The organism is Thiorhodococcus fuscus, from assembly GCF_042682685.1.
Taxonomy (GTDB): domain Bacteria; phylum Pseudomonadota; class Gammaproteobacteria; order Chromatiales; family Chromatiaceae; genus Imhoffiella; species Imhoffiella fuscus.
Genome location: NZ_JBHUHX010000026.1, coordinates 24,936 through 39,389, shown reverse-complemented (window position 1 = coordinate 39,389; position 14,454 = coordinate 24,936). Strand labels below are relative to the sequence as shown.

15 protein-coding genes, 1 tRNA gene and 1 other RNA gene are annotated in these 14,454 nt (G+C 61.5%); 15 read left to right on the top strand and 2 right to left on the bottom strand.

The window, feature by feature from the left end; genetic code table 11:
- Positions 1-110 precede the first annotated feature (110 nt).
- Both ssrA and smpB read right to left on the bottom strand, forming a co-directional pair.
- Positions 111-469, bottom strand: a transfer-messenger RNA (tmRNA) gene (ssrA, locus tag ACFSJC_RS11440).
- A gap of 66 nt (positions 470-535) precedes the next feature.
- A complete protein-coding gene (gene smpB / locus ACFSJC_RS11435) occupies positions 536-1,012 on the bottom strand; it encodes an SsrA-binding protein SmpB (RefSeq protein ID WP_386026752.1) in 477 nt (158 codons plus the stop codon).
- A gap of 159 nt (positions 1,013-1,171) precedes the next feature.
- Between smpB and tpiA the strand changes: the two genes are divergently transcribed.
- The 15 genes from tpiA to nuoL all read left to right on the top strand — a co-directional run bounded on the left by tpiA (position 1,172) and on the right by nuoL (position 14,446).
- On the top strand, positions 1,172-1,936 hold the full coding sequence (tpiA, locus tag ACFSJC_RS11430) for a triose-phosphate isomerase (protein ID WP_386026750.1): 765 nt from the start codon (positions 1,172-1,174) through the stop codon (positions 1,934-1,936).
- Between the two features lie 23 nt (positions 1,937-1,959).
- Positions 1,960-2,415, top strand: coding sequence for a preprotein translocase subunit SecG (gene secG, locus ACFSJC_RS11425; RefSeq protein WP_386026748.1), 456 nt, complete (start codon positions 1,960-1,962; stop codon positions 2,413-2,415).
- 21 nt (positions 2,416-2,436) lie between these two features.
- Positions 2,437-2,521, top strand: a tRNA-Leu gene (locus ACFSJC_RS11420).
- Between the two features lie 173 nt (positions 2,522-2,694).
- Entirely contained in the window at positions 2,695-3,051 is a 357-nt protein-coding gene (locus tag ACFSJC_RS11415) for an NADH-quinone oxidoreductase subunit A (RefSeq protein ID WP_007042823.1), read from the top strand.
- Positions 3,042-3,518, top strand: a complete 477-nt coding sequence (locus tag ACFSJC_RS11410) for a NuoB/complex I 20 kDa subunit family protein (RefSeq protein WP_007042824.1) — start codon at positions 3,042-3,044, stop codon at positions 3,516-3,518. The genes ACFSJC_RS11415 and ACFSJC_RS11410 overlap by 10 nt, the downstream gene beginning before the upstream one ends.
- Before the next feature lie 16 nt (positions 3,519-3,534).
- Positions 3,535-4,248, top strand: a complete 714-nt coding sequence (locus ACFSJC_RS11405) for an NADH-quinone oxidoreductase subunit C (RefSeq protein WP_386026746.1) — start codon at positions 3,535-3,537, stop codon at positions 4,246-4,248.
- A complete protein-coding gene (locus ACFSJC_RS11400) occupies positions 4,241-5,497 on the top strand; it encodes an NADH-quinone oxidoreductase subunit D (RefSeq protein ID WP_386026744.1) in 1,257 nt (418 codons plus the stop codon). The genes ACFSJC_RS11405 and ACFSJC_RS11400 overlap by 8 nt, the downstream gene beginning before the upstream one ends.
- Positions 5,497-6,024 (top strand): NADH-quinone oxidoreductase subunit NuoE family protein, encoded by a 528-nt coding sequence (locus ACFSJC_RS11395; RefSeq protein ID WP_386026742.1) that lies wholly within the window; start codon positions 5,497-5,499, stop codon positions 6,022-6,024. The genes ACFSJC_RS11400 and ACFSJC_RS11395 overlap by 1 nt, the downstream gene beginning before the upstream one ends.
- Before the next feature lie 4 nt (positions 6,025-6,028).
- The gene (nuoF, locus tag ACFSJC_RS11390; protein ID WP_386026740.1) at positions 6,029-7,312 is read left to right on the top strand and encodes an NADH-quinone oxidoreductase subunit NuoF; all 1,284 of its coding nucleotides are present in this window, start codon (positions 6,029-6,031) and stop codon (positions 7,310-7,312) included.
- Between the two features lie 182 nt (positions 7,313-7,494).
- A complete protein-coding gene (gene nuoG / locus ACFSJC_RS11385; RefSeq protein WP_386026738.1) occupies positions 7,495-9,870 on the top strand; it encodes an NADH-quinone oxidoreductase subunit NuoG in 2,376 nt (791 codons plus the stop codon).
- Between the two features lie 24 nt (positions 9,871-9,894).
- Positions 9,895-10,929: an NADH-quinone oxidoreductase subunit NuoH gene (gene nuoH / locus ACFSJC_RS11380; RefSeq protein ID WP_386026737.1), complete on the top strand. Its 1,035-nt coding sequence runs from the start codon at positions 9,895-9,897 to the stop codon at positions 10,927-10,929.
- A 14-nt stretch (positions 10,930-10,943) separates the two neighbouring features.
- The gene (gene nuoI, locus ACFSJC_RS11375) at positions 10,944-11,435 is read left to right on the top strand and encodes an NADH-quinone oxidoreductase subunit NuoI (protein ID WP_386026735.1); all 492 of its coding nucleotides are present in this window, start codon (positions 10,944-10,946) and stop codon (positions 11,433-11,435) included.
- Positions 11,436-11,447: 12 nt separating this feature from the next.
- Entirely contained in the window at positions 11,448-12,098 is a 651-nt protein-coding gene (locus ACFSJC_RS11370) for an NADH-quinone oxidoreductase subunit J (protein WP_386026733.1), read from the top strand.
- Positions 12,095-12,400 carry an NADH-quinone oxidoreductase subunit NuoK gene (gene nuoK / locus ACFSJC_RS11365; protein WP_007042833.1) on the top strand — a complete coding sequence of 102 codons (306 nt, stop codon included), beginning with the start codon at positions 12,095-12,097 and terminating at the stop codon, positions 12,398-12,400. Before ACFSJC_RS11370 ends, nuoK begins: the two co-directional genes overlap by 4 nt.
- A gap of 39 nt (positions 12,401-12,439) precedes the next feature.
- Positions 12,440-14,446 carry an NADH-quinone oxidoreductase subunit L gene (gene nuoL, locus ACFSJC_RS11360; protein ID WP_386026731.1) on the top strand — a complete coding sequence of 669 codons (2,007 nt, stop codon included), beginning with the start codon at positions 12,440-12,442 and terminating at the stop codon, positions 14,444-14,446.
- Positions 14,447-14,454: the final 8 nt, after the last annotated feature.

The following is a 14,454-nucleotide window of genomic DNA, read 5'->3' as shown; positions in this document are numbered from 1 at the left end:
GCGGCCTTGCAAGGCCGCACTGCCCCCTTTTTCGTTTTCGTCTTTGGGCAATAAAAAACCCGCACTTAGGCGGGTTCCTTGTCGTTCTTGGATGTTGCTGTAAGGGTATTTGGTGGAGGCGGCGGGAATCGAACCCGCGTCCGCAAGCCCTCTGCCGTTGGATACTACATGCTTAGCCCACTCAATTATTTTTAACCTTCCGCCGCCCGAAGGGCAGGGCGATCAGTCGGCGATTCCGTTAGGTTTTAGCGGATTAGGTCCGGACTCCCGTCACCGCGATCCCATGTGATTTTACCCCTGGAATCCGCCGCCCATAGGCAAGAGACGGTCAGAGGCCCGCTGGGTTAAGCAGCGAGAGCGTAGTTGTCGTCGTTGGCAACTATAAATTTGCGGATGGATTTACGAGGTAACCCGCACCTCGGCATGCACCTCGGGTTTTGCGACCCACGTCGAAAGCCATGTCGCCCCCTTTGGTAACGAGTTGGTCAATATAGGGTGAGTTTGGTTCCGGGGCAAGCGCGGTCTGTTCTTAAATTCACCTTGTCTTGAAGATGCGTTCCTTCTCGCGCTGCCAGTCGCGGTCGCGCTCGGTGTCGCGCTTATCGTGCAGCTTCTTGCCCTTGGCGAGCCCGATTTCCAGCTTGGCTCGGCCTCGCTTCCAATAGAGGGCTGTCGGGACGAGGGTGTAGCCGGCGCGCTCGGTGAGGCCGATCAGCCGATTCAGCTCGTTGCGCTTCAGAAGCAGTTTGCGGCTGCGTGTGGGGTCGGGGTTGATGTGGGTCGAAGCGGTTGCGAGCGCAGAAACATGGGCGCCGATGAGGAACGCTTCGGCATGGAGGATCTTAACGTAGCTCTCTTTGAGCTGGACGCGTCCGGCCCGGAGGCTCTTGACCTCCCAGCCTTCGAGGGCGATGCCGGCCTCAATGCGTTGCTCGATAAAAAAATCGTGCCCCGCCTTCTTGTTCAAGGCGATGGTCGAGCTTCCGTCCAGTTTTTTCTTGGCTTTCGTCATCTGGCAAGTGTATAGGAAAGGTGAGTTTCGATTAAGTGGTTACGTTGGGGTCAGAGGGGAGAGTGGGTCTCTGGTTCCGGTATGCGTTTTTTGAAATTCATGCTTGAAATCCGTCTGGATTTGGCTATCATACCCCGCTCGCCTCAATGGAGTTCTGACATGCGCCGACCTCTGATTGCGGGAAACTGGAAAATGAACGGCACCAAGTCCAGCGCGGAAGCGTTGTTGAGTGGGGTCGTTTCCGGTGCGGCAAGCGTCGCCAAAGCGGAGATCGCGGTTTGCGTGCCTTTTCCGCTGCTCTATCTCGGTGAGCGGTTGCTCGCGGATAGCGGTATCCAGTTGGGTGCGCAGAATGTTTGCACGGAGCCCGGCGGTGCCTATACGGGTGAGGTTTCTGCGGCGATGCTCGTGGATTTCGGTTGTCGATATGTTATCTGCGGTCATTCCGAGCGCAGAGAATATTACGGCGAAACCGATGAGATTATCGCCAAGAAGGTCTCCGTCTCTATTGCTGCGGGGATGAAGCCAATCCTCTGTGTTGGCGAGACGCTCCAGCAGCGGGAAGATGGCCTGACCGAGCAGGTGATTGGTGCGCAGATCAACGGCGTTATGAGTCGGATTGGAATCGATGCGTTCGACCGGCTTGAAATCGCCTATGAACCAGTCTGGGCCATTGGTACCGGCAAGACGGCGTCTCCTGAGCAGGCGCAGGATGTACATGTCTTCATCCGTAATAAGGTTGCTGACGAAAGCGCGGCCATTGCGGAGAAGATCCGAATTTTATATGGCGGTAGCATGAAGGCCGCCAATGCGCGTGAATTGCTGTCGCAGGCTGATATCGATGGCGGCCTGATTGGTGGTGCTTCGCTAGTCGCCGACGATTTCCTGGTCATTTGCCAGGCTGGAGACTTGGCGGCGGGCTGACGTCCTCGATCCGTGAGTAATGCATGCAAACGATTTTGACGGTTTTTCAAGTCTTCCTGTCGCTGGGTCTGATCGGTCTCGTGCTGATTCAGCATGGCAAGGGAGCGGATGCGGGTGCTGCCTTCGGTAGCGGTGCGTCGTCGACGGTGTTTGGGGCTCAAGGTTCGGGGTCGTTTTTAACCCGCGTCACTGCTATCATGGCGACCTTGTTTTTCCTGACTAGCATGGCTCTTGCATACTATGCGGCCCAAACGTCCGAACCTGAAGGGCTCATGGGAAAGTTGGATGACACGTTAGTCGTGCCTCAGGCGCCTCAAGCGTCGCCGACTTCGACGGCGGATGTTCCGCTCGTACCGGGTAGCGATGCCGCGTCTCCGCAGGCGTCGGATCTTCCGGCAGTTTCTGTGCCGAGCGATGGACAGAATAATGATTCCGCCTCCGATGCTGCGGTTGCCGCGCCGGATGCCAAAAGCGAGTAAGACGTTAAAATGTTTGATTTAGCCGACGTGGTGAAATTGGTAGACACGCTATCTTGAGGGGGTAGTGGCGCAAGCCGTGCCAGTTCGAGTCTGGCCGTCGGCACCAATAGCAAACGGCATGCCGCCTTAGCGGCATGCCGTTTTTTTGTGCGTCCAGAAAAACCTAAAGCTTTGAGTTAATTAATAATTTGAATTGACGGCTGGGTTGACACTACAGCGAATGCTGCACTAGACTCCAGTTCCTGCTGCGTATATTAGAAAAATGCTAGAGAGGGGACAGTGCTCGACAACTATCTACCAATCCTGATCTTCATCCTTGTCGGGGCATTGGTGGGGGTTGGGCCACTTGCGATTGGTTACCTACTCGGTCCTCGTCGACCGGACGCGGAGAAGGACTCCCCATACGAGTGTGGCTTCGAGGCATTCGAGACCGCCCGTTTGAAGTTCGACGTCCGCTTCTATCTAGTTGCAATACTGTTTATCGTTTTCGACCTGGAGATAGCTTTTCTGTTTCCCTGGGCCGTCGCGCTCGACGAACTCGGAATCTTCGCCTTCTGGGCCATGGTTGTCTTCCTCGGTATCCTGGTTGTTGGCTTCATTTACGAGTGGAAGAAAGGGGCTCTCGAATGGGAATAGAAGGCCTGCTTGAAGAGGGCGTCGTGACCACGACGGCCGACAAGCTGATCAACTGGGCGCGAACCGGCTCGCTGTGGCCGATGACCTTCGGGCTCGCCTGCTGCGCGATCGAGATGATGCACGCCGGCGCCGCGCGTTACGATCTGGATCGTTTCGGAATCCTCTTCCGGCCGAGTCCCCGTCAGTCGGACGTGATGATCGTCGCTGGCACGCTGGTCAATAAAATGGCCCCGGCGCTGCGTAAGGTGTACGACCAAATGGCCGAGCCGCGCTGGGTCATCTCCATGGGTTCTTGCGCCAACGGTGGTGGCTACTACCACTATTCCTACTCTGTCGTGCGTGGCTGCGATCGCATTGTGCCGGTCGATGTCTATGTCCCGGGCTGTCCGCCGACGGCGGAGGCCTTGCTCTACGGTATTTTGCAGCTTCAGAGCAAGATTCGTCGCACCAATACCATCGCTCGTTGACTCGTACCAGAATCACATGGCAACAGAATCCCTGACCCGCAACGCCAGGCTGGACGCGCTTGCCGCCGCCATCCGCGAACATTTCGCGGATCAGGGCTGCGAGTTGGTCGAAGCCCCCGGTGAGTTGACCCTGATCGTTCCGGCCGAGCGCCTGCTGGCCGTCGCTCTGACCCTGCGCGATCACGCCGATTTCCGTTTCGAGCAATTGATCGACCTCTGCGGCGTCGATTATGCCGCTTACGGTCAGTCGGAATGGACGACGGAGGACGCGTCCTTCACCGGTTTCGGTCGTGGCGTCGACCGCGATCTGGAGGTCGAGCAAGATGATCCAAAGCGGTTCGCCGTCGTTTCCCATCTGCTGTCTTTGGAGCACAACCGTCGGTTGCGTCTGCGCGTCTATGCGGGCGGGAGCCAGCCGATGGTGGATTCTCTGATCTCGGTCTGGGCGGCGGCCAATTGGTTCGAGCGCGAGGCCTTCGATCTCTACGGAATCCTCTTCAAGGGGCATCCAGATTTGCGCCGCATTCTGACCGACTATGGCTTCGTCGGTCATCCCTTCCGCAAGGATTTCCCATTGATCGGCCAAGTCGAGATGCGTTACGACCCCGAGCAGGCTCGGGTGATCTACGAGCCGGTCTCCATCGAGCCGCGTGTTCTGGTGCCGCGCGTGATTCGCGAGGACAGCCGGTATCTCAAGAACGGAGTCGGTGCGGAGTCGCGCGATGCCTGAGATTCGTAACTACACGCTGAATTTCGGTCCTCAGCATCCCTCGGCCCACGGCGTTCTGCGTCTGGTGCTCGAACTCGATGGCGAGGTGATCGAGCGTGCCGATCCGCATGTCGGTCTGCTGCATCGGGCAACCGAGAAGCTGGCCGAGTACAAGCCCTACAACCAGAGCATCGGCTACATGGACCGGTTGGATTACGTGTCCATGATGTGTAACGAACATGGCTATGTGCGGGCGATCGAGAAGCTGCTGGGGGTCGAGCCTCCCGTGCGGGCACAGTACATCCGCACAATGTTCGACGAGATCACGCGCATTCTGAACCACCTCATGTGGCTCGCCGCGCACGCGCTCGACATCGGCGCCATGAGCGTCTTTCTCTACTGTTTCCGCGAACGCGAAGATCTGATGGACTGCTACGAGGCGGTTTCGGGCGCGCGCATGCACGCGACCTATTACCGGCCCGGCGGCGTGCATCGTGATCTTCCGGATCGCATGCCGCAGTATCAGGGCGGCTCCAAGTGGCACAGCGAGCGCACCATCGCCAAGCGCAATGGGGCGCGCCAGGGATCCTTGCTCGACTTCATCGAGGATTTCACCGAGCGCTTTCCGACCCATGTCGATGAATACGAGACCCTGCTGACCGACAATCGGATCTGGAAGCAGCGGACCGTGGATATCGGGGTGGTGTCTCCCGAGCGTGCGACCCAGCTCGGCTTCACCGGCCCCATGCTGCGCGGCTCGGGCATTGCCTGGGATCTGCGCAAGAAGCAGCCCTATGCCGCTTACGACAAGGTCGATTTCGATATTCCGGTGGGCGTGAACGGCGACTGCTACGATCGCTATCTGGTACGCATCGAGGAGATGCGCCAGTCCAACCGCATCATCAAGCAGTGCGTGGACTGGTTGCGGGCGAACCCAGGCCCCGTGTCGATCGAGGATCACAAGATCGTTCCGCCGAAGCGCGTGGACATGAAGGACGACATGGAAGCCCTGATCCATCATTTCAAACTCTTCACCGAGGGTTACTGCCCGCCTGCCGGTGAGGTCTATGCCGCAGTCGAGGCACCCAAAGGCGAGTTCGGCTGCTTCATCGTTTCGGACGGCGCCAACAAGCCGTATCGTCTGAAGGTTCGCGCGCCTGGATTCCCGCATCTGGCCGCGCTTGATGAAATGTCCAGAGGGCACATGCTGGCCGATGTCGTCGCGATCATCGGGACGCTGGATATCGTGTTCGGGGAGATCGACCGCTGATGAGCTTCCGTAACGTACCACTCGCCGTCGATCACGAACGCGACAAGTCGACCCTGTTCACGGCGGAGATCCGCGCCGAGATCGATGCCCATATCGCCAAATATCCGCCGGCCTGGAAGCAGTCCGCCGTGATGCCCGCGCTCACCGTCGTTCAGGACGCCAATGGTGGCTGGCTCACGACCGAGCTGATGGATGATGTCGCGGCCTATCTCGACATGCCGGCGGTCTCGGTCTATGAGGTGGCGAGCTTCTACGGCATGTACGACCTGGAGCCCCAGGGCCGGCACAAGGTCTGCGTCTGCAATAGCATTTCATGCCTGCTTCAGGGATCGGAGGAGTTGATCGAGCACGTCGAGCACAAGTACGGTGTGCGTTCCGGAGAGACGACCGAGGACGGACGTTTCACCTTCAAGGAGGTGGAGTGTCTCGGGGCCTGTCGTCACGCACCGGCCGTGCTGCTCGACAAGACTTACCACGAGAATCTGTCCCCCGAGTCGCTGGACAAGCTGATCGACGAGTTGGAGTGAGATCGTGGTACCGAATCAGAACACTGTTTGCTTCCGCACCATGCATTTGGACGAGGACGTCCGCCATACGCTGGAGGCCTATCGGAGCGTCGGCGGCTATACGCAGTGGGAGCGCATCCTGCGCGAGCGGCCAGACCCCAACGATCTGATCGAGGAGGTCAAGCTCTCCAATCTGCGCGGACGCGGTGGTGCAGGCTTTCCGACCGGGCTCAAGTGGAGCTTCATGCCGCGCACGGCGCCCGGACAGAAATACATCGTCTGCAATTCCGACGAGGGCGAGCCGGGTACCTGCAAGGATCGGGACATCCTGCGCTACAACCCCCACCAGTTGATCGAGGGTATGGCGATCGCTGGCTACTGCATCGGGGCGACCGTCGGCTACAACTACATCCGTGGCGAGTTCTACGAGCCCATCGCCCGTTTCGAGGGTGCGTTGCGCGAGGCCTATGCGGCCGGTCTGCTGGGCCGCGATGTCCAGGGCAGCGGGCTCGATTTCGACTGCTATGCCCACATGGGCGCCGGTGCCTACATCTGTGGTGAGGAGACGGCGCTGCTCGAGTCCATCGAGGGCAAGAAGGGACAACCGAGATTCAAGCCGCCCTTCCCGGCCCAGTACGGGCTCTACGGTTGTCCGACGACCATCAACAATACCGAGTCGCTGGCCTCCGTTCCGGTCATCCTGGAGAAGGGGGGGCAGTGGTTCCTGGAGCTGGGCCGTCCCAACAACGGTGGGCTCAAACTGTTCTCGGTGTCCGGGCATGTGAATGCGCCGAACAACTTCGAGGTGCCCATGGGCACGCCGTTCCGCACGCTTCTCGATATGTGCGGGGGCGTCAAGGACGGCCGCGAGCTCAAGGCCGTCATCCCCGGCGGCTCCTCGGTGCCGGTGGTGCCGGGCGACATCATGATGAACGTTGACATGGACTACGACGCCATCGCCAAGGCAGGCTCCATGCTGGGGTCGGGCGCCATCATCGTGATCGCAGAGGGAACCTGTATGGTCAAGGTGTTGCACAACCTGTCGCACTTCTACATGCACGAATCCTGTGGTCAGTGCACGCCCTGCCGTGAAGGCACCGGCTGGTTGGCGCGGGTACTGCGCCGCATGCTGGACGGAAAGGGGCGCCCCGAGGATCTGGAGTTGCTGGAGAGCGTTGCCGGGCGGATCGGTGGTCGCACCATCTGCGCCTTGGGCGATGCTGCGGCCATGCCGGTGCAGAGCTTCTTGAAGCATTACCGGCACGAGTTTGCCTATCTGATCGAGCATGGTCGCCCCATGGCGGCCTGATTCGGCCCGATCGTTCTTTCCGCAGCCGGGCGCGTGAAGGCGTGGCGCCCGACTGGCTTAATTTGAAATCAGGCGGTATTCGCCGTGGCGGATGCAGCAGACCGCGTATGCGCCTGCCGATGATTCGTGACCGCCGGTCGGATTTCATGGGCGGCGTAACTGGTGCCGATCGAGAGACCTAAATGACGGACAAGATCACCATCGAGATCGACGGCCGCGAGTGTGAAGCGGTGCCGGGAGAGATGATCATCGCGGTTGCGGACCGCGAGGGCATCTCGATCCCCCGGTTCTGCTATCACAAGAAGCTGTCCATTGCGGCCAACTGCCGGATGTGCCTGGTCGAGGCGGAGCAGGGCGGTCGGCCCTTCCCCAAGCCGATGCCGGCTTGCGCGACGCCCGTCGGCAATGGCATGAAGGTTTGGACGCGCTCGCCTAAGGCCATCGAGGCCCAGCAGGGCACGATGGAGTTCCTGCTCATCAATCATCCTTTGGATTGCCCCATCTGCGACCAGGGCGGTGAATGCGAGCTGCAGGACGTCGCCATGGGCTATGGGGACGACGTCTCGCGCTACAGCGAGCGCAAGCGCGTGGTGGTCGACGAGGACTTCGGACCGCTCATCGCTACCGAGATGACCCGCTGCATCCAGTGCACCCGCTGCGTGCGCTTCGCCGCAGAGGTCGCCGGCGCGCGCGAACTCGGCGCGACCGGACGTGGCGAAGAGATGCGCATCGGCACCTTCATCGCCCATACGGTGACCCACGAACTCTCGGGCAACGTCATCGACCTCTGCCCGGTGGGGGCGTTGACCTCCAAGCCCTACCTCTTTAGCGCGCGTGCCTGGGAATTGACCGGCGTCGACGGCATCGCCCCGCACGACGGTCTGGGCTCCAATCTTCGTCTCCATGTGCGACGCGGTCAGGTGATGCGCGTGCATCCGCGCGACAACGAGGCCGTCAACGAGACCTGGATCTCCGACCGCGATCGTTTCAGCTATGCCGGGCTCGCCTCCGACGATCGCCTAACCACGCCTATGGTCAAGGAAGACGGTGTCTGGCGCGAGATTGGCTGGAGCGATGCCCTGGAACTGGTGGCCAAGCGGCTCAAGGCCGCCGACCCCAAGAAGATGGGCTGGCTGGTCGCGCCGAACGCGACGCTGGAGGAGCTGTATCTCGCCCAGCGCATCGCGCGCGATCTGGGCTGCGCGAACATCGATCACCGTCTGCGTCAGCAGGATTTCCGCAGCGACGCCGCCGATCCGCTGGTGCCGACGCTGGGGCTGCCGGTCTCGGAGCTGGAGACCCAGCAGGCCGTGTTGCTCATCGGCAGCGACCTGCGTCAGGAGCAGCCGCTATTGGCCCACCGTCTGCGCAAGGCCGCCTTGGCCGGTGGCCGGATCTTCTGCGTCAATCCGCTCAAACTGGACCTGAACCATGCGGCTACGCAGATCGTCGGCACGCCGGCGGCAATGTTGACCGATCTGGCTGCGATCGCGAAGTCGCTCGGCGCCCGAGGCGCCTCCGGTCTGAACGACCTGATCGGCGCGGCCGAGCCCACCGATGCGCATGCCGATGCGGCGGCCGCATTGCGCCAGGCCGGTGAACAGGACGCTGTGGTTTTGCTGGGCGCCTTGGCGACGGCACATCCGGATTACAGCATCCTCAAGGCGCTGGCTCATGCGATTGCCGAGGCCGCCACGTGTCGTGTCGGCTATCTGCCGGCGGCGGCCAATAGCGTCGGTGCCTATCTGGCCGGTGCCCATCCGGCGCGATTGGCTGGTGCCAAGCCGGCCGAGACCTCCGGTCTCGCGCTGGACGGGATGCTGGCCAATCCGCCCAATACGCTGGTCCTCTGGGGATTCGAGCCGGGTCTCGATCTCATCGATCCGGCGGCGGCCAGCGCCGCATTCGCGTCGACGGATTTCCTGGTGGCCTGCTCCGCCTTCCGGAGTGCGTCGTTGGAGTCCGTGGCCGACGTCCTGCTGCCCATCGGCGCCTTTGCAGAGACCTCGGGCAGCTTCGTGAACGCCAACGGGACCTGGCAGCGCTTTCAGGGTGCGGTCCCGCCTCCCGGCGAGGCACGTCCCGGCTGGAAGGTGCTGCGCGTGCTTGGCAACCTGCTCGACCTCAAGGGCTACGACTATCGCGACGGCGCCCAGGTCCGCGACGAGTTGGCCGCACTGTGCGACGCGTCGCCGCTGGACAACCGTCTCCAAGGCGCGTTCGAGGTCGGCACCCCGTCCGAGCCGAGCGCCCTGACCCGCATCGGCACGGTTCCCATCTATGCACTGGATCCCTTGGTGCGCCGAGCGCCTGCTCTGCGCCAGATGCCGATGCCGGGCGCCGAGTTCGCCGTCTATCTGCATCCCGATCAGGCGGCGGCCGAAGGGCTCGCGGCCGGAGATCGGGTACGGGTGTCTCAGTCCGGTGCGGGTATCGAGGCGCATCTGGTGCTGGACGACCACATCCCCATGGGATGCGCGCGGGTTCCGGCGGCCGTCGCCGGCAGCGAGGAACTGGGGGCTCAAATGGGTCCAGTCAGCCTCGAACGCATGCTCTAGGCCACTGGCGAGGATGAGGCATTGATGATCGAACTTTGGAATGCGCTGCCGGTGGTGATCCAGATCTTGCTGAAGATCACCGCCATCCTGCTGCCCCTGCTGACGTTGGTGGCCTATTACACCTATGCCGAACGCAAGGTGATCGGCTACATGCAGATCCGCATCGGACCAAACCGCGTCGGCTGGCGTGGGCTGCTGCAGCCCATCGCCGACGCGGTGAAGCTGATGATGAAGGAGATCGTCATCCCCACCAAGGCGGACAAGACGCTCTTTCTCATGGCGCCCATGATCGCCATCGCGCCGGCCATGGCCGCCTGGGCCGTCTTTCCCTTCGACGAGGGACTGGTCCTGTCCGACATCAATGCCGGGCTTCTGTATGTCCTGGCGCTGAGCTCGCTCGGGGTCTACGGCATCATCATCGCCGGCTGGGCCTCGAACTCACGCTACGCCCTGTTGGGCTCCATGCGCTCGGCGGCCCAGATCGTCTCCTACGAGATCGCCATGGGCTTCGCCTTGGTCGGGGTGCTGGTGGCTGCCGGCAGTCTCAATCTCGGTGACATCGTCGACGCCCAGCGCGGTAGCGCGCTCACCTGGTTCTGGCTGCCGCTGCTCCCGCTGTTCGGGGTCTATCTGATCTCGGGCGTGGCCGAGACCAACCGCGCACCCTTCGACGTCGCGGAAGGCGAGTCCGAGATCGTGGCGGGCTTCCATGTGGAGTATTCGGGGATGGGCTTCGCGGTCTTCTTCCTGGCCGAATACGCCAACATGATCCTCATTTCGGCCCTGACGGCTTTGCTGTTCATGGGTGGCTGGCTCTCGCCGCTACCGCACGCCTGGGTCGAGGGCAACTGGTTGCTCGACGACGGTTTCCACTGGTTGCTGCTGAAGACCTTCTTCTTCATGTTCCTCTTTCTCTGGCTGCGGGCGACCTTTCCCCGCTACCGCTATGACCAGATCATGCGCCTGGGCTGGAAGGTCTTCATCCCGATCACGATCGTCTGGATTCTGGTCGTGGCGCTCGCGGTGGTCTACCGACTGCCGCCCTGGTGGTCGGTTTGATCGGGAGAAACAGGATGCTGAAAACCGCACGCGATTATCTCCAAAGCCTGCTGCTGCTGGAGCTGTTCAAGGGGCTGCGTCTGACCGGCGGCTATTTCTTCAGTCGCAAGTTCACCGTTCAGTACCCGGAAGAAAAGGCGCCTATCTCGCCGCGCTTTCGCGGTCTGCACGCCTTGCGCCGCTATCCGAACGGAGAGGAGCGCTGCATTGCCTGCAAGCTCTGCGAGGCCGTCTGTCCGGCGTTGGCGATCACCATCGAGGCCGAGCCGCGCGCGGACGGATCGCGCCGCACGACGCGCTATGACATCGACCTCTTCAAATGCATCTACTGCGGATTCTGCGAGGAATCCTGCCCGGTCGATTCGATCGTCGAGACGGGGATCTACGAATATCACTTCGAGAATCGCGGCGAGAACATCATGACCAAGGACAAGCTCCTGGCGATCGGCGACAAGTACGAGGCCGAGATCGCCGCAGCCCGCGCGGCCGACGCGCCCTATCGCTAACCGGGACGAATCATGGGCTTTGAAACATTTCTCTTCTACGTCTTCGCGCTCGTCACACTCTGGGCGGCGGGGATGGTCATCACCCGGCGCAATCCGGTGCATGCCGTGCTGTTCCTGGTCCTGGCGTTCTTCAGCAGCGCGGCGCTCTGGCTGTTGCTGGAGGCCGAGTTCCTCGGCATCGTGCTGGTGCTGGTCTATGTCGGCGCCGTGATGGTGCTCTTCCTGTTCGTCGTCATGATGCTCGATATCGACATCGCCGCACTGCGCGCCGGATTCATCCGCGCATTGCCGCTGGGGTTGATCGTCGCGGGCGTGATGGCGGTCGAAATCTTCCTGGTGGTGGGACCGGCGAACTTCGGTCTCTCGGCCTTTCCGCTGCCCGAGGCGGCTGCGGCCGACGCCTCCAACGCGCGGGATCTGGGACTGCTGCTCTACACCGTCTACGTCTATCCGGTCGAGATCGCCGCCGTGATCCTGCTGGTTGCGATCATCGCGGCCATTCATCTGACGCTGCGTCATCGCCCCGACAACAAGTCGGTCGATCCGGCGCGCCAGGTACGGGTGAAGAAGGGGCAGAACCGGGTGCGTTTGATCAAGATGGCCCCGGAGGCTCGGGAATCCTTCGTCGCGGTCGCTACTACCGAAAAGAGGGAGAACCCATGATCGCGCTGTCCGACTATCTCATCCTCGGCGGTCTGCTGTTCTCGATCTCGGTCGCGGGGATCTTTCTGAACCGCAAGAACGTCATTCTGCTGCTCATGTGCATCGAGCTGATGCTGCTTGCGGTCAACATGAACTTCGTCGCCTTCTCTCATTACCTCGGCGACATGACCGGACAGGTATTCGTCTTCTTCATCCTGACGGTCGCCGCCGCCGAGGCCGCGATCGGCCTGGCCATCCTGGTGGTTTTGTTCCGCAACCGTCGGACCATCAACGTCGAGGATCTCGATGCCCTCAAGGGCTAGGGTCACGAACGTCGTAACACGAGCGAATAGAGCGAACGAATGGAAAACGTCTACCTGACCATTGTGCTCGCGCCGCTTCTCGGCGCCATTGTCGCCGGCTTCTTCGGCGGCAGGATCGGCCGTCGTGGCGCGCATACGGTGACCATCGCCGGTGTGGCGGTCTCGGCGGCACTCTCGCTGTGGGTGCTGGCGCGCTTCATCTGGGGAGAGCTGGCGGTCTTCAATGGCCCCGTCTACACCTGGATGGTTTCGGACGGGATGCACTTCGAGGTCGGCTTCCTGATCGACAAGCTGACCGCGCTCATGATGGCGACGGTGACGTTCGTCTCGCTCATGGTGCACATCTACACCATCGGCTACATGGCCGACGACGAGCACAACTGGCCGCACGGTTCGCTGTCCGGCAAGAACAGCTATCAGCGTTTCTTCAGCTACATCTCGCTGTTCACCTTCTCCATGCTGATGCTGGTGATGTCGAACAACTTCATGCAGCTGTTCTTCGGCTGGGAGGCGGTCGGTCTGGTCTCCTACCTGCTGATCGGTTTCTGGTCGACCCGCGAAAGCGCCATCTTCGCCAACCTCAAGGCGTTCCTGGTCAATCGTGTCGGCGACTTCGGCTTCATCCTCGGCATTGCCGCCGTCGGCATGTATTTCGGCTCCATGGACTATGTCGAGGTCTTCGCCAAGGCGCCCGAGCATGCCGAGACCCAGATCGACGTCTTCGGCGGCGTCTCGCTGATGACGCTCATCTGCATTCTGCTGTTCATCGGCGCCATGGGTAAGTCGGCGCAGGTTCCGCTGCATGTCTGGCTGCCGGACTCGATGGAGGGTCCGACGCCCATCTCGGCCCTGATCCATGCCGCGACCATGGTCACCGCCGGTGTCTTCATGGTGGCGCGCATGTCGCCGCTCTACGAACTGTCCGAGGCCGCACTGAGCTTCGTGCTCATCATCGGCGCCACGACCGCCTTCTTCATGGGGTTGATCGGTCTGGTGCAGAACGACATCAAGCGTGTCGTCGCCTATTCGACCCTGTCCCAGCTCGGCTACATGGTCACCGCGCTCGGTGCCTCGGCCTATGCGGCCGGTATCTTCCATCTGATGACCCACGCCTTCTTCAAGGCGCTGCTGTTCCTGGCCGCCGGCTCGGTGATCATCGCCATGCATCACAAGCAGGACATCGGTCAGATGGGCGGGCTGCGCAAATATATGCCCATCACCTGGGTTACGGCCTTGCTGGGTTCGCTGGCGCTGATCGGCTTCCCAGGCTTCTCGGGCTTCTTCTCCAAGGACGCCATCATCGAGGCGGTCGGTGCCTCGCACCTGTTCGGCTCCGGATATGCCTGGGTGCTGCTGACGCTCGGCGTCTTCGTCACCGCGCTCTACAGCTTCCGCATGTATTTCCTCGTCTTCCACGGCAAGGAGCGGATGGACGAGCACACCAAGCATCATCTGCACGAGACGCCTTGGGTCGTCACCTTGCCGTTGATGTTGCTGGCCATTCCCTCGGTCTTCATCGGCTGGTTCACCATCGAGCCGTTGCTGGTGAGCGACTGGTTCGCCTCGGGCGACTGGAATCCGATCCAGGTCGCGCACGCCCACGATACCCTGCACCACCTGCGCGAGCACTGGCATGGCCAGGCGTCCTTCGTGCAGCATGGTCTGACAGGTCTGCCCTTCTATCTGTCCATGGCCGGGCTGGCGCTGGCGGCCTTCGTCTGGTGGCTGCTGTTCGCCCGCAATCCCAAGCTCGACGCGCAGATTCAGGCCGCTGGCGGTCCGGTCACCCGCATCCTGCAGGACAAATACGGCTTCGATGACTTCAATCAGCGGGTCTTCGCCAGTGGCGGACGCACTCTGGGGCGCGCGCTCTGGCAAAAGGGCGATCGGACTCTGATCGACGGTGCCATCGTCAATGGGTCGGCGCGCACGGTCGGTCGGCTTGCGCTGCGGGCGCGGCATCTGCAGACCGGCTATCTCTATCACTATGCGATTGCGATGATCGTCGGGCTGGTCGGCCTGATGACGATCTTCGTAACCTTCTGACGTCGAAG